The organism is Vibrio mytili (assembly GCF_049563345.1).
Taxonomy (GTDB): domain Bacteria; phylum Pseudomonadota; class Gammaproteobacteria; order Enterobacterales; family Vibrionaceae; genus Vibrio; species Vibrio mytili.
Map to the genome: position 1 here is coordinate 2,065,430 of NZ_CP110481.1, position 21,917 is coordinate 2,087,346.

At 44.4% G+C, this 21,917-nt stretch carries 18 protein-coding genes and 1 pseudogene; 13 read left to right on the forward strand and 6 right to left on the reverse strand.

Going from position 1 to position 21,917, the window contains the following annotated elements:
- Window positions 1–7 precede the first annotated feature (7 nt).
- Both ONE56_RS09490 and ONE56_RS09495 read left to right on the forward strand, forming a co-directional pair.
- On the forward strand, window positions 8–1,099 hold the full coding sequence (locus ONE56_RS09490; protein ID WP_025793007.1) for a PIN domain-containing protein: 1,092 nt from the start codon (window positions 8–10) through the stop codon (window positions 1,097–1,099).
- 453 nt (window positions 1,100–1,552) lie between these two features.
- Window positions 1,553–1,693: pseudogene (locus ONE56_RS09495) on the forward strand (thioredoxin-dependent thiol peroxidase); the annotation flags it as partial.
- Window positions 1,694–1,830: 137 nt separating this feature from the next.
- Here ONE56_RS09495 and ONE56_RS09500 read toward each other — a convergent pair.
- Window positions 1,831–2,901, reverse strand: coding sequence for an AI-2E family transporter (locus ONE56_RS09500; RefSeq protein WP_331437741.1), 1,071 nt, complete (start codon window positions 2,899–2,901; stop codon window positions 1,831–1,833).
- 1 nt (window position 2,902) lies between these two features.
- Complete coding sequence (locus tag ONE56_RS09505) at window positions 2,903–3,139, reverse strand: sulfurtransferase TusA family protein (protein WP_041156055.1); 237 nt, start codon at window positions 3,137–3,139, stop codon at window positions 2,903–2,905.
- A gap of 242 nt (window positions 3,140–3,381) precedes the next feature.
- On the opposite strand from ONE56_RS09505, the gene ONE56_RS09510 reads away from it, so the two are divergent.
- The 4 genes from ONE56_RS09510 to ONE56_RS09525 are packed head-to-tail and all read left to right on the forward strand — an operon-like array spanning window position 3,382 to window position 6,230.
- Window positions 3,382–4,833, forward strand: a complete 1,452-nt coding sequence (locus tag ONE56_RS09510; protein WP_423839739.1) for a M48 family metalloprotease — start codon at window positions 3,382–3,384, stop codon at window positions 4,831–4,833.
- 16 nt (window positions 4,834–4,849) lie between these two features.
- Window positions 4,850–5,200, forward strand: coding sequence for an arsenate reductase (glutaredoxin) (gene arsC, locus ONE56_RS09515; protein ID WP_041156053.1), 351 nt, complete (start codon window positions 4,850–4,852; stop codon window positions 5,198–5,200).
- Window positions 5,201–5,782, forward strand: coding sequence for an NAD(P)H:quinone oxidoreductase (gene wrbA, locus ONE56_RS09520; protein WP_041156052.1), 582 nt, complete (start codon window positions 5,201–5,203; stop codon window positions 5,780–5,782).
- Window positions 5,783–5,789: 7 nt separating this feature from the next.
- Complete coding sequence (locus tag ONE56_RS09525; protein WP_423839740.1) at window positions 5,790–6,230, forward strand: DUF2069 domain-containing protein; 441 nt, start codon at window positions 5,790–5,792, stop codon at window positions 6,228–6,230.
- A 62-nt stretch (window positions 6,231–6,292) separates the two neighbouring features.
- Here ONE56_RS09525 and ONE56_RS09530 read toward each other — a convergent pair whose 3' ends face one another.
- Window positions 6,293–7,507, reverse strand: a complete 1,215-nt coding sequence (locus ONE56_RS09530) for a DUF2066 domain-containing protein (protein WP_423839741.1) — start codon at window positions 7,505–7,507, stop codon at window positions 6,293–6,295.
- Window positions 7,508–7,856: 349 nt separating this feature from the next.
- Between ONE56_RS09530 and ONE56_RS09535 the strand changes: the two genes are divergently transcribed.
- Window positions 7,857–9,104 (forward strand): uracil-xanthine permease family protein, encoded by a 1,248-nt coding sequence (locus ONE56_RS09535; RefSeq protein ID WP_331437743.1) that lies wholly within the window; start codon window positions 7,857–7,859, stop codon window positions 9,102–9,104.
- A gap of 96 nt (window positions 9,105–9,200) precedes the next feature.
- Here ONE56_RS09535 and upp read toward each other — a convergent pair whose 3' ends face one another.
- Window positions 9,201–9,827 carry a uracil phosphoribosyltransferase gene (upp, locus tag ONE56_RS09540; protein WP_041156049.1) on the reverse strand — a complete coding sequence of 209 codons (627 nt, stop codon included), beginning with the start codon at window positions 9,825–9,827 and terminating at the stop codon, window positions 9,201–9,203.
- A 180-nt stretch (window positions 9,828–10,007) separates the two neighbouring features.
- On the opposite strand from upp, the gene purM reads away from it, so the two are divergent.
- The gene (purM, locus tag ONE56_RS09545; protein ID WP_423839742.1) at window positions 10,008–11,048 is read left to right on the forward strand and encodes a phosphoribosylformylglycinamidine cyclo-ligase; all 1,041 of its coding nucleotides are present in this window, start codon (window positions 10,008–10,010) and stop codon (window positions 11,046–11,048) included.
- Between the two features lie 300 nt (window positions 11,049–11,348).
- Complete coding sequence (gene purN, locus ONE56_RS09550; protein WP_423839743.1) at window positions 11,349–11,993, forward strand: phosphoribosylglycinamide formyltransferase; 645 nt, start codon at window positions 11,349–11,351, stop codon at window positions 11,991–11,993.
- Window positions 11,994–12,088: 95 nt separating this feature from the next.
- Here the strand turns inward: purN and ONE56_RS09555 are convergent, their stop codons facing one another.
- Together ONE56_RS09555 and lpcA are read right to left on the reverse strand one after the other, a co-directional pair.
- Complete coding sequence (locus ONE56_RS09555) at window positions 12,089–12,934, reverse strand: class II glutamine amidotransferase (RefSeq protein WP_423839744.1); 846 nt, start codon at window positions 12,932–12,934, stop codon at window positions 12,089–12,091.
- 25 nt (window positions 12,935–12,959) lie between these two features.
- Window positions 12,960–13,535: a D-sedoheptulose 7-phosphate isomerase gene (gene lpcA / locus ONE56_RS09560; RefSeq protein ID WP_041156046.1), complete on the reverse strand. Its 576-nt coding sequence runs from the start codon at window positions 13,533–13,535 to the stop codon at window positions 12,960–12,962.
- Window positions 13,536–13,907: 372 nt separating this feature from the next.
- On the opposite strand from lpcA, the gene fadE reads away from it, so the two are divergent.
- The 4 genes from fadE (at window position 13,908) to ONE56_RS09580 (ending at window position 21,913) form a co-directional block, all read left to right on the forward strand.
- On the forward strand, window positions 13,908–16,352 hold the full coding sequence (fadE, locus tag ONE56_RS09565; RefSeq protein ID WP_423839745.1) for an acyl-CoA dehydrogenase FadE: 2,445 nt from the start codon (window positions 13,908–13,910) through the stop codon (window positions 16,350–16,352).
- Between the two features lie 460 nt (window positions 16,353–16,812).
- Window positions 16,813–18,801 carry a sensor domain-containing diguanylate cyclase gene (locus ONE56_RS09570; RefSeq protein ID WP_423839746.1) on the forward strand — a complete coding sequence of 663 codons (1,989 nt, stop codon included), beginning with the start codon at window positions 16,813–16,815 and terminating at the stop codon, window positions 18,799–18,801.
- A gap of 48 nt (window positions 18,802–18,849) precedes the next feature.
- Complete coding sequence (locus ONE56_RS09575; RefSeq protein WP_041156045.1) at window positions 18,850–20,613, forward strand: SulP family inorganic anion transporter; 1,764 nt, start codon at window positions 18,850–18,852, stop codon at window positions 20,611–20,613.
- 211 nt (window positions 20,614–20,824) lie between these two features.
- Window positions 20,825–21,913, forward strand: a complete 1,089-nt coding sequence (locus ONE56_RS09580) for a GGDEF domain-containing protein (RefSeq protein WP_423839747.1) — start codon at window positions 20,825–20,827, stop codon at window positions 21,911–21,913.
- Window positions 21,914–21,917: the final 4 nt, after the last annotated feature.

Consider the following 21,917-nt stretch of genomic DNA (forward strand, 5'->3'; position numbering starts at 1 on the left):
GTAGTAAGTGAAGATTTTCTTGGATACGAATGTTTTTTATAACAACTGGTTTGCTAATAACCCAAACTTTAAACTTATGTTCCACTATCTAAATAATGAAAACGAAGATTTGTTACTTTCAGAGCTAGTTGTTAAAGAAGTTGAAAACATTAGGAATCGAGAACTCGAAGAATCAGTACTAGAAATTGAACGATTAGTAAAGAAAATGGAGAAACTTAACTCCAAAAAAATTAAATTCTCCCCAGATGACTTGGGTGTTGATATATATGATTTAAATGAAATCCTGTCTAATAAAGTAGACTGGATTGACTCCATAAATTACGAAAGTATCTCACAATCTTTAGTTGTTAATAGAGCGCTGAAAGGTACGAAGCCCTTTACTGGTCAGGAGAAGGGGTATCGAGATACGTTGATATGGCTTTCTTTCCTAGAATACTTGAAAGAAAAGGATATAAATGGTGAAATAATCTTTATTACAAATAATAAATCTGACTTTTTTGAAGTTAAAAAAAAGAAAATAAGATTTCATCCAGACCTTCAAAAAGATATAGATGAATATGGAATAAAAGCAAAAATTACCCCATACCTTAATCTATATGATTTTGTTAATGATAAAATTGATAAAGATGATCACGCGATCGACAAACTCGCACTAATCAATGAACTTGATGATTTTTTTATCGATGAAACGGATGATTACCTTAAAGGTATGAAAAACTCGCAGCTTTCAGAACTGTTTTCAACAAACTTATTTTCCGATCGATTAACCGATGTTCTAGACATAGATGTTGTCAACTGGGATGGTGTCGAAGATCCTGAAATTCATTCAGTTAGCAAACTATCAGGTGATGATGTTTACATTAGTTGCTACTACGAGATGCGTGGTATTAATATGACAATATCGATTGATGAAGTTGAGTATAATCAACACATGGAAGAAATTGAGTCTCTACATGAGTTTATCGAGGTCGAGATAGATAAAATTAATGGTATCGCAAAATTACTATTTGGGTTCCGTATTAATATCAATGCAAGCTTTATTTATGACATCAAGGATGAGGCTCCTAGGGAATTAAGCGTTGAGTATTTCAACTTGTAGACAGGTAGAAAACATTTAAGAGTGATTCTCAATACTCCGCACATTCGTTTTGCTTGGGTTCAGTGGTTGTCGCGGCTATGCATTGTGTAGATGCTCGTTAGTGCCAACTATGTGTGTTTGCCATACTTGAATTAATTCATTTATAGCTAATTTAGATAATTGAATAAAACGCTTTTGTCCAAAAACGTTTCACAGAGCCAAGCTTTGGGACAAGTGTATATGTGAGCACCAAGCGATGCCATCGTAATGACTATCAACTTATAGCAACGCCTTAGTTTTTATGACAAGTTTGCGCTTGGAAAAGTGTCAAAATCAGCCCGATATACAAAAAATTATGACAACTGCTATAATTGAGGTTCAAAAAGAGAAGTCATTAACCTATCTCACTGTTAAAGATAGATTTTGATGGAAATCGTCATAAATTGAGTCAAAATAAATTTCCAAGGGTAGCACTTTATGGGAAAAATCTACGATGGCTTGCATCGTATTAGCTTCCTAATCAATGAAGACGGTGTGATTGAACATGTTTTCAATAAGTTTAAGACCAAAGATCACCATGAGGTAGTTCTGAACTACCTAAACGAAAACGCTTAATCGTTCGCTCGATAATGACTAAATAAGCGATGCTAACTAAGCAAAGAAAGCCCAACACTTGTTGGGCTTTCTTTTCTTCATGAACGTTCTTCTAATCAAAAGAAGCATTCCGCGCTTTGTTCTTCAATAGGAACGGCTTACTCTTGAACGGGCTCGTTATCTTCAGGGCTTGGTAGTGCATGCCAAACCGCTTTCACTAAGGTTGCCAGTGGAATGGCAAAAAAGACGCCCCAGAATCCCCACAGACCGCCAAACACCAACACAGCCACAATGATAGCAACCGGGTGAAGGTTCACTGCTTCAGAAAATAGGACTGGAACCAATATATTGCCATCCAAGGCTTGAATGATGCCATACGCGAGCAATAGCCAGTAAAATTGTGGTGTCATCCCCCACTGGAACAAGCCGACAATCGCAACCGGTACCGTGACAGCAGCAGCGCCAATGTAAGGAATAAGCACAGACAACCCAACCGCAACCGCTAACAGCGCGGAATAACGCAAATCCAAAATAGCAAAGGTTACATAGCTGACGCTACCGACGATAAGGATCTCCAGCACTTTGCCGCGAATGTAATTGGAGATTTGCTCGTTCATCTCATGCCAGACTTTGTTCGCCAGTCTGCGGTTCTTCGGTAAAATGCCACTAGCCATACTGAGCATCTCTTCTTTATCTTTTAACAAAAAGAAAATCAGTAATGGCACTAAGATCAAGTACACCGCCAACGTTGCTATGCTGACTAAGGACGCTAATGACCCTTTTACAACACTTTCACCCAGTCCGAGTGCCTGATTTTTCGCGTTAGTCACAATCGTCTCTACGATTTCTAAGTTCGCCAGTTCTGGGTGACGTTCAGGCAATGTCACAATAAACTTCTGTAAGCCATTGTACATATTGGGGATATCGTTAATCAGGTTACCGACCTGTGTCCAAATTGTTGGCACTAAACCAAACAGAGCGATTAACATAATACCGACAAAAACCAGCAGAACGATAATCACCGATAGTGTTCGTGGCATACCTAAACGACTCATTTTTACCACTGGCCACTCAAGTAGATAAGCCAGTACGATGGCAACCAATAACGGAGCGATCAAATGTCCAAAGAAATAAATGGTGATAAACCCGAACAGCAAAATCGCGACAAGGCTGACGGCATGAGGGTCTGAGAATCGACGTTGATACCAACGACTTACCATTTCAAACATCTTATTCGGATTCCTTATTGAAAACGGTCAATATGTAGTGCTCTGCTGTAGATTGGCAATCTACTGTGTACCCTTGAGTACGTAGATAATTTACAATGTCTTGTTTAGAGCTACGATCCACCACTTGAATAACAAGCTGATGATTATGCTGCGTTTCTTCATTAAAGACTTGAGCAGCGTGACGCTTCGCAAGTAACAGTGCCATAGGACAGCGTTCCTCACGTAAATCAAGTAACATCGATTCCATTGTTTTGCTCTGCACTTATGATAGGGTTGTATTGTAACGGCTTTTTGAGCTGGAGCTAGCACTTCTGACACGATTTGACCCACACCTCAAAGTTGCTTGGGTATATAAATAATTTACGAAACCAATTCGTGCATCACAGGTCTTATAGTTAGCATATTCATACCCATAAGCAGCTGGAGGAAATACGCCTTCAACCGTATGCAGTAGGTATTTTTGGAGAACCTTTAAACCGTATGTTAAAACGCACTCGATCGCTAGTTTGCTTATGCCTTGCCGCCGCAATGAGTTCGCCTAGTTCTTATGCCAATAGTATTGATTTACCCGATATCGGAACCGCCGCAGGCAGCACACTTTCCATCGATCAGGAGTTGATTTATGGTGACGCATACATGCGTATGCTCCGAGCTAGCAAACCGATCATAGATGATCCGGTTATTAATCAATACATCGATACTCTTGGGCATCGCTTGGTCGCCAATGCCAATGACGTAAAAACACCTTTTAAGTTTTTTATGATAAGGGATCGCAACATCAATGCCTTCGCATTTTTTGGCGGTTACGTTGCGCTGCACTCCGGTCTTTTTTTACACGCGCACACAGAAAGTGAATTGGCCTCGGTTCTTGCTCATGAGATAGCACACGTCACCCAGCGTCACTTAGCTCGTAGCATGGAAGAGCAAGCCAGACGCTCACCAGCGACAATGGCCGCCCTTGCAGGCGCTCTGCTACTTTCCATTGCCTCACCAGAAGCTGGTATGGCTGCAATTACCGCCGCGACGGCAGGAAACATGCAGAGTCAAATCAATTATACTCGCTCCAACGAGAAAGAGGCCGACCGTTTTGGTATTGCGACACTGGCGAAAGCAGGTTTCGATGTGAAAGCAATGCCACGTTTTTTTGGCCGCTTGGCTGATGAGTATCGCTACGCAAGTAAACTGCCGCCAATGTTACTCACCCACCCGCTTCCTGAAGATCGTGTGGCAGACAGTCGACAAAGAGCGGAAACTTATCCACCAATGCGCGTTGTTCCCTCGATTGATTATCATTTGGCGCGGGCACGTATCGTCGCTCGTTATGCAGGAATCGACGGGCAAGCGGCATTAAGTTGGTTTGAGCGTACTCAGAAAAAAGCCTCTGCGGATATTGTTCCATCGTTCGATTATGGAAGAGCGCTGGTTTATCTCGATACTAAACGCCTAGACAAAGCGGAAACGCTGCTAAACAAGCTGACACGTCAGGACCCCAATAACCCGTTTTATCTTGATGCGATGTCTGATTTGTACATCGATAAAAATCAACCAGAGAAGGCAATCGACATGCTCAGCAAAGCACTTTCGCGGAACCCGCAAAATAAAGTGCTGACGATTAATTATGCCAACGCTTTGATAAAAGCGAACCAAAATGCGCAAGCGGTTCGCACGCTCCAGAGATACACTCATAATAACCCAGAAGACGCAAATGGATGGCAGCTCATCTCGCAAAGTTATCATGCTCTGGGTCGTAACGATGAAGAGCTGGCTGCACGAGCCGAAATTTTAGCGCTACGTGCAAACTGGAATAAAGCGATTCAATATTATAGTGAAGCAAGTAAAATGGCCAAACTGGGCAGTCTAGAACAGGCACGATATGATGCTCGAATAGACCAGCTCATGATCTTAAGAGATCGATTCATGGCATTACAATAACGAAACGGAGAAAACCATGTCAGTCGTGATTTATCACAATCCACGTTGCTCAAAGAGCCGTCAAACACTCGAATTATTAGAACAGAATGGCGTGACGCCGGAAGTCGTGAAATATTTAGACAACCCGCTAAGTGTCGACCAACTGAAAACACTTTATGCGCAACTCGGCTTTTCTTCAGTGCGAGAAATGATGCGTACCAAAGAAAGCGACTATAAAGATCTTGGCTTAGGGGACGCATCAGTCAGTGACGAGCAACTTTTTCAAGCCATGGAACAAAATCCAAAACTGTTTGAGCGTCCTGTTGTGGTTGCAAACGGCAAAGCGAAAATTGGTCGCCCACCAGAGCAAGTGCTGGATATTCTATAGATGGATTGCCAGATCCTGATTTTGTACTTCAGCCGTCATGGCTGCACAAGACAACTGGCAAGACAGATAGCAAGAGGAGTCGAGTCGACTCCTCAATGCGAAGCAATTTTGCGTACAGTTGAAGAATTGTCATTTCACTCACAGCCTCAGCCCGATCCAATTGTTACTCTAGAGGAACTGAAAAAATGCGATGGTCTCGCTTTCGGCAGCCCGGTTTGGTTTGGCAATATGGCTGCACCACTAAAGCACTTTTGGGATCAAACAACACCATTATGGGTAAGCGGTGATCTCATCGATAAGCCAGCTTGTGTTTTCACCTCATCGTCATCCATGCATGGCGGGCAGGAAACCACATTGCAAAGCATGATGACGCCCTTGCTGCATCACGGAATGGTGGTGCTGGGTATTCCTTATGCAGAACCTGAATTGCACTCTACGGAGTCTGGAGGGACACCCTATGGTGCAAGCAGTGTCGGCGAAGCATCGAGCCTTTCCGCCGAAGAAGCACGCCTCGCACAAGCATTGGGTAAAAGGCTGGCATCCGTAGCATTAAAGCTCAAGACCAGCGTAAATCAAGGATAGTTCAACGATGTCTGATCATTTAGACCAAACCCCCTTAGGTACACAGGCGAAAACGTATCGTTACCTCGCTTTGTTTGGCAATTTATCGCTGTTAGCTTGGGTCGCGATTTGGCAGCTTGTGCTATCCCCGCACCCACACCTAAGCAGCTCGACTCTGGCAATTGCATGGTGTATACCACTGTTGCTTCCTTTGCCTGGAATTTTGGCCGGAAAGCCTTATACACACGCTTGGGCGAACTTCGTATTAATGCTGTATTTTTTGCATGCGTTAACCATTTTGTATGTGGATAACGGAGAGCGCTGGTTAGCTGCGGTTGAATTACTACTCACGTCTGTGGGCTTCGCTGGCAACATTTTGTTTGCCCGAGCGAGAGGTAAGGAGCTGGGCCTAAAACTCAAACGTTTATCCCAAGTTGAAAAAGAAGAGAAAGACAAGTTTCTAAATTAGTCGGCTTAGTCATAAGTTTTTGATAAAAAAGAGTCGCCATTGCGACTCTTTTTTATTGCTATTTAGCTTCGCGACGACTGCCACTCATAAACTAAATCATACTGCTCTTGTACTGGCTTTTTGCTCGGTTGAACAGGGGACGGGCTATCTTCTAAAGACGACTCAGTCACGTCGGCAATAGCAGGAAGCGCCCCTTCTCCATCAGCAGACTCAGTAGAGGTCGCCCTCTCCTCTTTTTGTATCGTAGTTTCCCCTTTCATTTCGGTCGCAGGAGTAAGTTCAGCCACTGGTTCATCAATCATATGCAATCGAGAGATAGAAGCGGCTTGCTGCTGAAAAGAATCTTTGGACGCAAGCAAGTGAAGTTTTAATGTTAGCTCGTTCCCCTGAACTCGTTTGATCTCACTGCTCGCCACTGAGTTGAGCTGCTTCAATGTATTTTCTAGACGGAAAAAATCCGTTGCTGAATTAACGTTACGCACTTTCATTACCAAAACGTTGGATGGCTGCTCCGTCACAACCACAGCATTCTTTTTCGCATAATAATCAGCAAGACCATTCACCATGGCTTTAATCGCCTGTTCACCCGTTGCAGAGCCACTACGCGGTGGCTTAGGAGAAGCAGAGACGGATGAAGGAGACTGGTCGTATAACGTCCACCGTATCGTATCCTTTTGCACACGTAAGATAAGCAAAGCATCTACCGGATACCGCTGACTCGCTTGGGCGATAGGCGTGATAAAATCGCCCCAAACATCAGAGACCTCTATTCCAGTCACATCATCAAAATCTCCAACAGGAATCGTAACCGGCAACCCGCGCGTCTCAGCAGCACGGCGCAATTTTTTAATGTTCGGAGAGTCAGAGTTTTCCCAAGCGATGGTGCGATCATAGCTTTCTTCTTCAACCATCCAAACAAGAATATTGGCGCGATTAGGTGACCAAGACGGCAACTGTGCCTGATTCAAGAGTGATTGTATCTGCGTACCATTGAACTGCATTTTTAAGCTCGCTTTACCATCCACTCGGCCGTAACCCAACTGAGAAATGTAACGTGAGCTTGACTCCAGCGCCTTTTGAATAACTGGGTTTTGTAAGGAGGAATCCGACCCCGTCGCTCGGACGATAACATCTTTCATACCTTGTTGACGAGCCATAGATTCAGCATCGCTCAACTGACGGTCGATCACCGCTTCTGCATGATAAATATCCACTTGCGTCAGGGCATGTACGGGGAGAGTTAAACAACCTAAAAGTAACAGAGCAAAATAGCGCATAGTTTTCTTCATCCTTAAAACACAACGACAAATGATAAGCAACGCGCAGAGGTCGAGCAAGATAGTGACAGAGGAAATACCGCTAAATATGACACACTTAATATTAATTTTATCAATTTATCATACTGTGTAGCTTATATTTCCTGATAATCAGTTTTATGTCCCTATACGAACGAGCCACAATAATCACCTAATAGCATAAAACACACATACTCTAAATATTTGTAATAAGACAACTCGCAATTCATCCCTCTGTTTTGTAGAATTCACGCGAAATTTTGATCTAAACAGCATTGCAAACGTTTGCTACATGCTAATATCCGCCAAATTTTTTGAATAGGAAATGATTATGAAAAATGCGTTACAAGGCGCTCAAATGCTCTTTGTCGCTTTTGGTGCACTGGTTCTCGTGCCGCTTCTGACTGGTCTCGATCCCAATGTCGCTCTCTTCGGTGCTGGTGTCGGTACTCTTCTCTTCCAATTGATCACTAAACGTTCTGTCCCTATTTTCCTTGCTTCTTCCTTTGCGTTTATTGCTCCTATTATGTTTGGAATCCAAACGTGGGGAATCGCTGCAACCATGGGCGGTTTGATGGCTGCCGGCTTAGTTTATGTTGCGCTTGGTGCCATGATCAAAGTTCGCGGTGTCGGCTTTATTCACAAGATTTTACCTCCCGTGGTCGTAGGGCCGGTGATCATGGTCATTGGTCTCGGCTTAGCACCTACTGCCGTCAATATGGCGATTGGTAAAACGGGTGACGGTGGCGCTCAACTAGTCAACGGTGATGCCGCAATCATTATCTCTTCTGTTTCATTATTAACAACGATTGTGCTCAGTGTCTTTACCAAAGGCTTCTTAAAGCTGGTTCCTATTCTTGGCGGTATTTTGGCTGGATACGCGGTGTCACTATTCTATGGCGTAATTGATTTTACCCCTGTGGCACAAGCGGCTTGGTTAGCGATGCCTAACTTCACTACGCCCGAGTTTAATATCAATGCGATTCTGTTCATGATTCCAGTTGCCATTGCTCCTGCCGTAGAACACGTGGGTGACATGCTCGCTATTTCGAACGTGACAGGTAAAGATTATCTGAAAAAACCAGGATTACACCGCACCATTACCGGCGACGGTATCGCTACGATTGCAGCATCTATGGTTGGTGCACCACCAAACACGACTTATAGCGAAGTAACGGGGGCCGTGATGCTGACTAAAGCGTTCAACCCTGTAATCATGACTTGGGCAGCGATTACCGCTATCGTTCTTGCGTTGGTTGGTAAGCTTGGTGCAATTCTTCAGACCATTCCAGTGCCTGTAATGGGCGGCATCATGATCCTGCTGTTTGGCTCTATCGCGACTGTGGGTCTTAATACCTTAATCAAAAACCATGTTGACCTGCATAAATCTCGTAACCTAGTGATTGTTGCAGTGACACTGGTTTTTGGTATCGGCGGCATGGCTTTCGGCGTTGGCGAGTTCAGTCTTCAGGGTGTCAGTTTGTGCGGCATAGTGGCAATTATTCTGAACTTAGTGCTACCTCATGACCTAGGTGAAAACCACGTCGTTGACAACGCTCAAATGGAAGAACAGAAGTAAACGGTCCACTTTTTCCAATCAAAAACAAATATAAAAAGGCTTGGTTTTTAACCAAGCCTTTGTTTTTAATTCAATTTATAAGAATCAAGGTCGCGCTTATTTAGTACCAAAGATCTTATCGCCCGCATCACCTAGGCCAGGGACAATGTAACCTTTGTCATTGAGTTTCTGGTCAATTGCTGCGGTGTAAAGTTCTACATCTGGGTGCGCTTTTTCTAATGCTTCAATCCCTTCTGGTGCTGCCACTAAAACAAGCACTTTGATTTGGTTACAACCTTGCTCTTTAAGTAAGTCAATGGTTGCAATCATCGAACCGCCAGTTGCAAGCATAGGGTCAACCACAAGAGCGATACGTTCTTCGATGTTTGAGGCCAGTTTGTTAAAGTATGGGACTGGCTCTAGCGTCTCTTCATCACGGTAAATACCGACCACACTGATACGCGCACTTGGTACGTGCTCAAGTACACCATCCATCATACCGAGACCTGCACGCAAGATTGGCACTACGGTTACTTTTTTACCTTTGATTTGGTCGACTTCAACTGGGCCATTCCAACCATCAATGGTCACTTTTTCTGTTTCAAAATCCGCTGTTGCTTCGTAAGTAAGTAGGCTACCGACTTCTGTCGCTAGCTCACGAAAACGTTTCGTGCTGATATCACCTTCTCTCATTAAACCAATTTTGTGTTTTACTAGAGGGTGTTTTACTTCAACAACTTTCATGTCCATCTCCGGCTATAGTTGGCAATATTTAAATAAACCTTCAGATTATACATAATTTTGACGAAGATAGCAGGCGATATCACCAAAGAAAAAAACCAGCGCAAACGTTTGCTATCTGTATTTAAGCACTGGTAGAATAGCGCCGTTTTCATATCCAACTTAAATACCGAGGACTTCCCTGTGAGTGGTAATAACTCTTCTCTTAGTTATAAAGATGCTGGTGTAGATATTGATGCAGGTAACGCGCTTGTCGATCGTATTAAGGGTGCCGTAAAACGTACTCGTCGCCCTGAAGTGATGGGTGGTATCGGTGGTTTTGGCGCACTGTGTGAGCTGCCAACTAAATACAAACAGCCAGTATTAGTGTCTGGTACTGATGGCGTAGGCACCAAACTTCGCCTCGCTCTGGATATGGACAAGCACGACACCATCGGCATTGACCTTGTAGCAATGTGCGTGAATGACCTTATCGTACAAGGGGCAGAGCCATTGTTCTTCCTAGACTACTACGCAACAGGCAAACTGGATGTCGACACTGCTGCAGATGTGGTGTCTGGCATTGCAGAGGGCTGTGTTCAAGCGGGTTGTGCTCTTATCGGTGGTGAAACAGCGGAAATGCCGGGCATGTACGAAGGCGAAGACTACGATGTCGCGGGTTTCTGTGTTGGCGTAGTCGAAAAAGAAGACGTCATTGATGGCTCAAAAGTCGCTGCAGGCGATGCTCTTATCGCGGTAGGTTCAAGCGGCCCCCACTCAAACGGCTACTCACTTATCCGTAAGATCCTTGAAGTGTCAGGTGCAAACAAAAACGAAGATTTAGCTGGTCGTACGATTGGTGAGCATCTTCTAGAACCGACTAAAATTTACATTAAGTCAGCGCTTAAGATGATTGAGAAGTATGACATCCATGCGATTTCTCACATCACAGGCGGTGGCTTCTGGGAAAACATCCCACGCGTTTTACCAGAAGGCACAAAAGCAGTGATCGATGGCAACAGCTGGGAATGGCCTGTTATCTTTAATTGGCTACAAGAAAAAGGGAACGTTACGACGCATGAAATGTACCGCACCTTTAACTGTGGTGTTGGTCTGATCGTCGCCCTACCAAAAGACCAAGCAGACGCAGCCGTTGCGCTTCTTAAAGAAGAAGGCGAAAACGCATGGGTCATTGGTGAAATCGCTCAAGCTGAAGCAAATGAAGAGCAAGTAGAGATCAACTAACTTATAATACCAATTCCAGCAATCTTCTCATCATTCTTGCTGGTTAAAATCGCTGATAGCTGCGTTATAATTTTTGTAATTAGAACCACTAGTTACCGCAAATTTTGTCTTGCTCTAAGCGATTTTTCCTACGCAATTTTATGACAATAAAATTACTGGCATTGGTATATTCAAGCTCAAAAAATGAAAAGAATGAGGATACTAGATGACTAGGTCCTCATTCTGCTATCTGGAACCTCGAAAACCATTTTGATAGTAGGTACTTTTAAAGGATCTACAATTTTAAGGCAGCCTCAACACATGAAAAATATAGTGGTCCTCATTTCTGGTAGCGGTAGTAACCTGCAAGCCATTCTAGAAGCCTGCGATGCCAGCATGCCCAACGCGCATGTTTCTGCTGTTTTCTCAAACAAAGCAGACGCGTACGGATTGGAGCGAGCTAAGCAATTTAATGTGGATGGTCACTTTGTCGATCCTAAAGCATTTGACTCCCGTAACGCCTTTGATGCGGAACTCATGAAACAAATCGACCAGTATCAGCCAGATGTCGTTGTTCTCGCCGGTTACATGCGCATTCTTAGCAGTGAATTTGTCCTGCATTACATGGGTAAGATGATTAATATCCACCCTTCGCTACTGCCAAAATACCCGGGGCTACATACCCACCAGCGCGCAATTGACGCTAAGGACAAAGAACACGGTACCAGCGTTCATTTTGTCACTGAAGAACTCGACGGCGGTCCGGTAATACTGCAAGCCAAAGTGCCAGTCTTTGCTGACGATGATGCAGACACGCTTGCAGCCCGCGTTCAAACTCAAGAACACAGAATTTACCCAATGGTGACTAACTGGCTAGTCGAAGGTCGATTGTCGATGCAAAACGGGAAAGCTTGGTTGGACGGAAAAGAACTCGGCGAGCACGGTTACGCTGCAGAGGACGAGTAATACACTCTCCACCTAGCACAAAATACCCTCCCTACCCCGAACAAAAACAAAAGGCAGTCACACGACTGCCTTTTTCGTTGTTCTAGAGGTTATCTTTACTCTAACGGCTCAGCCGGTGCTTGATTCCCGGGTTTTGGTGCAGCAAATGGCACATCAGCGAGCTCATGCGCATTGTTTTTCACCAGTTCTCCAAAATGAAACAGCCCATATTCACCCGGCTTCATGCGTTGCCATTCTTCATTACCTGTTAACGGTTGAGTGGCGATAACGGACACAATGTCGTTTGGCGTGGTCTCTTCCTGAAAGTTGATTTCGACATCTTCATCAAGCAAAGCAGCTTTGCCAAATGGCGCTCTTCGCGTGATCCAATAAAGGTGATTGGTGCAATACGTCATGACAAATTCGCCATTACTAAGCAGCATGTTGAACACACCTTTGTCTTTTAACTGAACGCAACATTTAGCCACATAAAGGAAGACGGATTCCATATCCTGAGGAGGCTCAGGGTAACGATCTTCCATCTGTTTCAGCAACCAACAAAAAGCGAGTTCACTGTCGGTTTCTCCAACCGGTCGGTGCCCACCTGTATGCAAATCTTGGTAGTTAGATAACTGACCATTATGTGCAAACGTCCAATACTTGCCCCACAACTCACGTGTGAACGGATGGGTATTTTCGAGATTGACCCCGCCTCGGTTTGCTTGGCGAATATGACTCACCACTGCACAGCTTTTTATTGGGTAGTTTTGCACCAGTTCGGCGATCTTAGAGTCACAGCTTGGCTTAGGATCTTTGAAGGTTCGAAACCCCTTTCCTTCATAGAAAGTTATGCCCCAGCCATCGCGGTGTGGACCTGTTCGTCCCCCGCGCTGCATCAACCCCGTAAAACTAAAACAGATATCTGTAGGAACATTGGCGCTCATGCCGAGCAATTCACACATGGTTTAATGAACCTCTTGCCTAGAATTATTCCATTTCTTTTTCAATTAACTGAATGATGATATGGATGATTTTAATGTGTATTTCTTGAATACGATCCGCGTAACCAAAATGCGGAACACGAATTTCAATATCTGCCAAGCCTGCCATTTTGCCACCATCTTTACCTGTCAGCGCGATGGTTTTCATGCCTTTCGCTTGTGCCGCTTCAATGGCTTTTAAAATGTTTGCCGAGTTCCCAGACGTCGACAAGCCAAACAGAATATCACCTTTGCGTCCCACTGCTTCGACATAACGTGAGAATACAAAGTCGTAGCCAAAGTCATTACTCACACAAGAAAGGTGGCTTGGATCTGAAATTGCAATGCCAGCGTAACCTGGGCGATTTTCACGATAACGACCAGTCAACTCTTCGGCAAAGTGCATCGAGTCACAATGAGATCCACCATTACCACATGACAATACTTTGCCATCGTGTTTAAAAGAATCGGCAATCATTTTCGCCGCGGCTTCAATTTGCGCAATGTTATGGTCATCGCTTAAAAATTTGTTGAGCACTTCAGCAGCTTCGTTCAGTTCGCTTCGAATCAGATCTTGGTACATAGGAGGTTCTCTTTTTTATTTCGGTCATCGGCATGCGGTTGCTTTGCCGGTGCAAATGGCTCTGATGCTGAGTCGTTCTCACAGACCCCAACATATTGAGAGTATCTGGGTATAGAGTTTACCCACAAACAAGAATTAGTGTCGATAGAGATCCAACAGATTTGAATTTTTGACACAAATAAACCCCATAACCTGGCTACAAACTCAGCACTGACAATATAAATTTAGAACATTAACTCTACTTGGATCACTTTTTGACCAAATCAGTATTTTACATTTCGTTAATAAATTGGTTACACTTGCAGTAACTGGTTAGACCTCTTACCTAATCGCAGACATACAACACATATAACGTCTGAAAAGGAAATACATATGGATATCTTGCTCTCAATCGTTGCACTGTCAATGACTCTTAGTGTCACGCTCTATCACCGAATGGCACTGGTAAAATCCGTCGCTTCACTGACCTTAGTAATGCTGGTTCTGTCACTCCTTGGCAGTGTAAACATTATCGGTTGGGGCATTTATGCGCTGCTCGTAGCTGTCTTTGCCGTTCCTACCATACGTCAATCTCTCATCAGCCGAAAAGCTCTTGCCCTATTCAAAAAAGTCTTGCCTGCGATGTCTCAAACAGAAAAAGAGGCATTGGATGCAGGGACCGTTTGGTGGGAAGCAGAGCTGTTCAAAGGCAAACCGGAGTGGCAAAAGCTGCACGCAATTCAGGCACCGAAACTGAGTGCGGAAGAGCAAGCCTTTCTCGATGGTCCCGTCAATGAAGTATGTGCCATGGTAAATGACTTCCAAGTCACCCATGAAATGGCCGATTTGCCTCCAGAAGTATGGCAATACCTGAAAGATCACAAATTCTTTGCCATGATCATTAAGAAGAAATACGGTGGATTAGAATTTTCTGCTTATGCCCAATCTCTAGTTTTGCAAAAACTGACGGGCGTTTCAGGGGTGCTTTCTTCTACCGTTGGCGTACCTAACTCATTAGGTCCTGGCGAACTACTGCAACATTACGGAACCGAAGAGCAAAGAAATCACTACTTACCTCGCCTTGCCGAAGGGAAAGAAATCCCGTGTTTTGCCCTGACCAGTCCAGAAGCGGGCTCGGATGCGGGCTCGATTCCTGATTTTGGCGTGGTGTGTAAAGGTGAATGGGAAGGCAAAGAAGTTCTGGGCATGCGCCTTACATGGAATAAACGCTACATTACCCTTGCCCCTGTCGCGACTGTACTTGGCTTAGCCTTTAAACTGCGAGATCCAGAAGGTTTGTTGAGTGACAAAGAAGATCTCGGTATCACGTGCGCCCTGATTCCAACTAACGTAAAAGGGGTCGAAATTGGTAATCGTCACTTCCCGCTGAATGTGCCATTCCAAAATGGTCCAACGCGCGGCAAAGACATCTTTGTTCCTATCGACTTCATTATTGGTGGTCAGAAAATGGCTGGCCAAGGCTGGCGTATGCTAGTTGAGTGCTTGTCTGTAGGCCGTGGCATCACCCTACCGTCAAACTCAACGGGTGGAATCAAGACCGCCGCAATGGCGACTGGTGCATACTCACGAATTCGTCGTCAGTTCAAACAACCAATTGGCCATATGGAAGGCATTGAAGAACCACTCGCTCGTTTAGGTGGTAACGCTTACGTGATGGATGCCGCGAGTAACCTTACTGTCGCGGGAATTGATTTAGGCGAAAAGCCATCGGTTATTTCAGCGATAGTGAAATACCACTGTACCCACCGCGGTCAGCAGTCAATTATTGATGCGATGGACATCGTCGGTGGCAAGGGCATCTGCTTAGGCCCATCTAATTTCTTGGCGCGTGGTTATCAAGGGTCGCCAATTGCGGTAACGGTTGAAGGCGCAAACATTTTAACCCGTTCTATGATCATCTTCGGTCAGGGTGCGATTCGTTGTCATCCTTACGTACTGGCGGAAATGAACGCGGCGTACTCTGAGACAAATGATGCAGTAGAGCAATTCGATAAAGCGCTCGCCGGCCACGTCAGCTTTACTATGAGTAATCTAGTTCGCAGTATTTGGTTTGGTTTGAGCGATGGTCTGGGTTCCTCAGCGCCCACCAAAGACGCGACTAAACGTTATTACCAGCAATTGAACCGCTACAGCGCAAACTTAGCGTTGCTGTCTGATATTTCGATGGCGGTACTCGGCGGTTCACTAAAACGTAAAGAGCGTTTGTCTGCCCGTCTTGGTGATATATTGAGCCAATTGTACTTGAGCTCTGCGACACTCAAACGTTTTGAACAGGATGGCCGTCCGATAGAGGATTTGCCTCTGGTTCATTGGGGCTTACAAGACAGCTTAAAACAGGCAGAAACGGCAGTAGATGAGTTTTTAGCCAACTTCCCAAATAAAGTGATTGGCCGTGCACTGCGCGTTTTAATTATGCCATTTGGTCGCGTACGTAAAGCGCCAAGTGATAAACTAGACAGCAAGGTGGCACGTATTCTACAAACGCCAAGTGCGACGCGTTCTCGTATCGGACGTGGTCAGTACTTAGAACCAACCGAACATAACCCTGTAGGTAAGATTGAGCTGGCACTGTCTGTGATCCTGCAAGCAGAACCAGTGTTCGATAAAGTCTGCAAAGCACAAGGCAAACGCCGTCCATTCTTACGCTTAGATATGGTCGCTCAAGAGGGTTTAGAGCAAGGTATAATCACTCAAGAGGAAGCCGCGCTTCTAAAAGACGCAGAACAACATCGTTTGGATACAATTAATGTCGATGACTTTGAGCCAGAGTTATTAGCCGCAAAGCCGCTTTACCCAAAGATGGAACATGTGGCATAGAACGTCGCGACGTTAACACATCACTAAAATAGCAAAACGGGAGCGTTCACAGGCTCCCGTTTTTTTGTTTGTGTTTTGCTTGTTTGTATAGAGGAGATTTACAAGGGGTCTACCGATGAAGGGGGCTTATTTCTGGACGAATCTATTCGCCTGCTCACCTAAATCCCACGCTCAGATAGTCACTACCCTAAAAATAAGAATCATTCATACATTCTAAAAATAAACTTAAGTTGTATTATTGGGGTTCCAGATTAACCAATGTCATAATATTGAGGTCCCATGATTGAGACAATCTCCCTAAACAAGGTATCTTACTGAATGTACCCCACGGCTTCAGAATTCAGAAGATTGAATTGTCTGCAAGGCAGGTAATTCCCGCTACACCAAGCATCTTTAGGCATTTGGGTTTTAAGGTATTTGGGTATATCGACAAATGGAATTGCCGAGGTTTTGTTGAGTTATGAATACCAATCAATCAGTTAAACTACAGTCATTGGTCTATCGCGATTTCCTACGTAGCTCTCTCATACCGCTATTGGTTATCGAGGTGTTATTACTCGCCTTGTATTTTGGTATCAACCTGTACATTTCCGATAAAAACCGTTCTGCGCTGATTTCTGAAGTAAAACAATCTCTCCGTGAAATCACAACCAATGAAGCACTGCGGGTCAATCAGCACCTCCAAGAAGTCACAAGACTTGCGAAGATAATGCAGTATGACCATGAATTATTTTTCAGTTCAACCCGCTGCTTTCTCCCGAATGGAAACCCAGAGTTTGCGACGCATGCAAACGGGGTTTATTACAAAGTAAACCCTGTTGGTGCGAGCGTCTATTACTCAAGCTCAACCCATATTGGTGAGAAAGAATCGCTAAAGGCTAAATGCAGCGAGTCTCTAGATCCTCTCCTTAAATCCATTGTAGATAACAATCCGTCGGTGACTCAAGCCTACCTGAATACCTGGGATAACATGAACCGGCTGTACCCATTCATGCCAGACGCTCCCGCTCAATACGGGCCTGTTCTTAACATGCAAGAATTTAACTTCTACTACGATGCGGACCAAGCGCATAATCCCAGCAGAGGAAACGTATGGACAGAGGTATATCTAGACCCTGCAGGTCAGGGATGGATGCTCTCAAACCTCGTGCCTATCTATCGGGGGGACTTCCTAGAGGGAGTCAGTGGCCTCGATGTAACGGTAGAATCATTTGTTGAAAACATCTTAAATCATAAGTACCCCTGGGAGTCAGCATCACTCGTCATTGATGCAAACGGCACGATTCTAACCATGCAAGAAGCGGCTGAACGTTTGCTCGACCTTCAGGAAGTAAAACACCACACGTATAAAAGTAGTGTCACTGGCACCGTTAAAAAACCTGACTACTTTAACCTATCGCATATCGTATCGTTCTCAGACGACGAAATTTATTTACTCAGCAACAGCAATGCGACATTAGAGATTAAAATGAACGGCATTAACTACATTGTCGATTCTCAATTAATCCCAGAAACAGGCTGGCGGGTCATCACTTTCGTGAATACCGAGTCTTTTCTTACGCCTATCACCAGCCTAAAGCAACTCTCTGACCATTTAGGTCACTTGGCTATTCTGGCGATGATCATCTTCTATGTCGTCTTTTTTATGTACCTTCATTGGAAATCCAAACGATTGGCCCAAGGCATCGCAACTCCCATTGAAGCCTTAACAGAAGCAACCAGTAAGCTGGGAAAAAACTGGAGCATGGAACGACTCGTTGAGTCACGAATCGATGAAATTCAACGGCTAAACCGAAACTTTCAAAGCCTATTTACAGAGTTAAAATCACGCACTGAAGAGTTAGTTGAATCGGCCACCAGCATCCGAGTTCAGAAAAGAGAAAAAGAACTATTAAAGAAACTTGCCCAAACAGATTCCCTGACAGGCATCCCGAATCGCCTCAAGTTAGATCAAGTTTTGCTAGAAAATCATAACAGAGCGACGAATGAGCAGTGCGCCTATGGCATATTGTTGCTGGATATTGATTACTTTAAGCAAGTGAATGATCGCTATGGGCATCACGCCGGAGATCAAGTACTTAAGGAAATATCGATAGTGCTGACTATAAAAGTTCGTGACTCTGATATCGTCGGTCGTTGGGGTGGAGAGGAGTTTTTAGTAATATGTCAGGATTCAGACATGACAACTTCGCTCGATTTGGCGGAAAGATTACGTCAGGCAATCGAAACTCACGTATTTCCTCAATGTCACTCTTTGACCATCAGTATTGGTGTCGCATCCTATCAACACGGTGATAATATTCGTAGCCTGCTCTCACGGGCAGACAAAGCGCTTTATCAAGCGAAAAGTGAAGGCCGCAATAGAACCTCTTGCTTAAATTTGGATACCTATCCACGCGATACTGATGCTTCTACACAGTTCGTAGCGCCATCACAACCACCACTTTAAAAATGGATTATACTTTACAGTAACTTACCCCTACCAATGGAAGATTGATTGGCTAGACGAATTTTTGCGCAGTGGTTTCCCGGATTAGTTCAGCTCAAGCAGTATGAAAAATCGTGGCTTGCTCACGACTTTAGAGCTGCACTTTCTGTTGTGGCGGTTGCTCTCCCCGTTGCTATCGCTTACGCACAATTAACTGGCGTGCCGGCTATCGTTGGCTTGTATTCCTGTGTATTGCCGATGCTACTTTACGCGTTGATGGGCACGTCAAGGCAACTCATTGTTGGTCCGGATGCGGCAACGTGTGCGGTCATTGCCGCTGTGGTTACGCCTCTAGCAGCGGGTGACCCAACTAAACACTGGCAGTTAGTAATGACCATGACCGCTATGACTGGTATTTGGTGTGTGCTAGCGAGCCGTTTTAAATTAGGGATTTTTGCTGACTTTCTCTCGCGCCCTATCCTACTAGGGCTACTTAACGGCGTCGCGCTCACTATTATTGTCGGCCAATTCGCAAAAGTGGTCGGCTGGCGATACGAACAGCGCTATTTACTCGAACGATTATGGGAAGCGCCACAACGTTTAGCGGATGTTCATTGGCCCACGGTGTTACTGAGTATCACGACCGTTATGGTTTATTTGCTGACGAAGCGCTACCGTCCAGCTTGGCCTGCTGCCATGCTTGCAATTTTGGTGACGACCGCTTCGGTCTGGCTGTTTAACCTTGACAGTATGGACGTAGCGATAGTCGGTATCACTCAAGGCGGGTTCCCACAGTTTCAGGCACCGCAGTTTGAATTAGGAGAAGTGCGGGAACTGGTAATGCCTGCTCTAAACCTCGCCATCGTCAGCTTTGTGAGCATGATGCTTACCGCACGCAGCTTCGCTGCTAAGAATGGTTATGACATCGACGCTAATAAGGAATTTCAAGCACTAGGGTTCGCGAACATTGCCTCCGCGTTTTCACAAGGATTCGCTATAAGTGGTGCAGACTCCCGCACTGCAGTTAACGATGCCAATGGTGGGAAATCACAACTGGTATCAATCATTGCTGCGCTGACGATTGCGCTGATTGCGGTATTTGTCTACCAACCATTGCAGTTTATCCCTATCGCATCCTTGGGGGTGGTTTTAATCATCGCTTCTCTATCACTGCTTGACCTAAAGGCGATATGGAAATTAAGGCAGCGTGATAAAGACGCCTTTTACCTTGCGGTGATTACCTTCGTTTCAGTGTTACTCATCGGTGTGATTCCCGGCATTACTTTAGCCGTGCTGTTGGGGCTGTTTCAGTTTTTACGCATCGTCATGCGCCCAAGCGACCAAATATTAGGGCTGGATGACAAAGGGACCATTCGCACCGTTGATGGCTCAGGAAAAGCATCCCCCATTCCAGGCATGATGATTTATCGCTTTAACTCACCCCTGACTTATTTTAATGCGCCGTATTTTAAGCGTCGGTTATTAGAGAACGTAGAACACACACAAGACGTGGGTTGTGTCGTTGTGGACGCAGTATCGAGTTTCACACATCTTGATTTGAGTGTGATGGCAACACTCGCCGACATTCAAAGCATATTAAAAAAACGAGGAGTCCGCTTGGTCTTGGCAGGACGAAAACGACGCTTACGGAAATGGTGTGAACTGACGGGAATCAGCACGAGTGATGGCGGCATCTTGCTGCGCGCAGACATGTATTTGGCGATCAAACTTAGTGGCTGTTATCAAAACGCCGTCGACGAAGGACAAATTCCAACTCTTAGAAAAGAGCCCGATTTGGATCAAACTCCGAAACCGATACCAGAAGTTGCTTAAGTTTATACTACTTTAGTTAAGGTTAGACTCAATACGGAACGCTTTACAAATTCCAGCGTTGTATAACGGCCTATGTTTGGTTATTATTCGAACAATATTTTTGGAATAAACATCACACCACTCATCCATTAGTTGTAGAACAGGCTTAGATGTAAACAGAACATATTAAATATGTATAACTGGGATGTGTAAATTATAAAAAGGAAAACCAGTGGCTAAAGAAGTTCATAGCTTTGTAGCAGACAGACTATCGGAAGTGGTTCATACCAAGCATCATCGCCAAAGAACGATGATATTTGCGTTGACAATGTTTGGTATTGTTTTTCTCGCTTCATTTTCAGTCTATTGCTTTTACGAAGGAAAGATATTGCTTGCATCGACCTTAGCAATATATACGGCCTTTTCGTTGCTTACCATATGGCTACTTAGAACATGGAGTACCATTGGTTTATTTTTTCTTACTGGCATCATCTATTCTTTAAGTTTGTATCTCATTTATAGTGGCGGATTCGAAGGCACTGGTCCATTGTGGGTTTATCCGTTAGCGGCAATCGGCATATTCATCAATAGCTTTAAGCATGGAATCATACTGTCGTTTCTTTTTATTGTCGTAGTCTTCCTAACGTTTGCACTTCAGCTACCCGTTTATGAATACTCTTCTGTGACATGCATCCGCTTTGTTATTACCCTTATCGCCTTAAGCGGGATGTGTCACATTTTGATTTATTTTCAATCTCAAATGGATGATTACATTCTAAAGATGCACAAAGAAGGCGTACATAAATTGGCGTATATTGACTCGCTAACTAAACTCGCTAACCGTTCAAGTTTCAATTCTATTTTGCATCACTCAAACCAGTTAACACATACTCATCGCAACGCGCTCATTTACATCGATCTAGATAATTTTAAGAGCATTAACGACAACTATGGGCATAGTTATGGTGACATCGTTTTGTCGGAGTTTGGCACTAAATTAAAGGAACTCATTCAGAGTCGGCTTGGGGATAACGTCGGCCCTTACGATGTAGCTCGCATCGGTGGTGATGAATTCGCTATTTATGTAAAGAAATACGTTGATAAGAAACATGTTGTAAGTCTCGCCGAAGAAATCATTGCATTGTTTGCCAGCACACAATTGAAGTCACTACAAGAAGTGGTTAATGATGTTAGTGCAAGCATCGGTATTGTATTTGCTGATACGAAGTCCTCAGACTTAGGAGAATGCTTAACGATAGCCGACAAAGCCATGTATCAAGCAAAGATGGCGGGTAAAGGCACAGTTAGGATAGCCAGTTAACGGC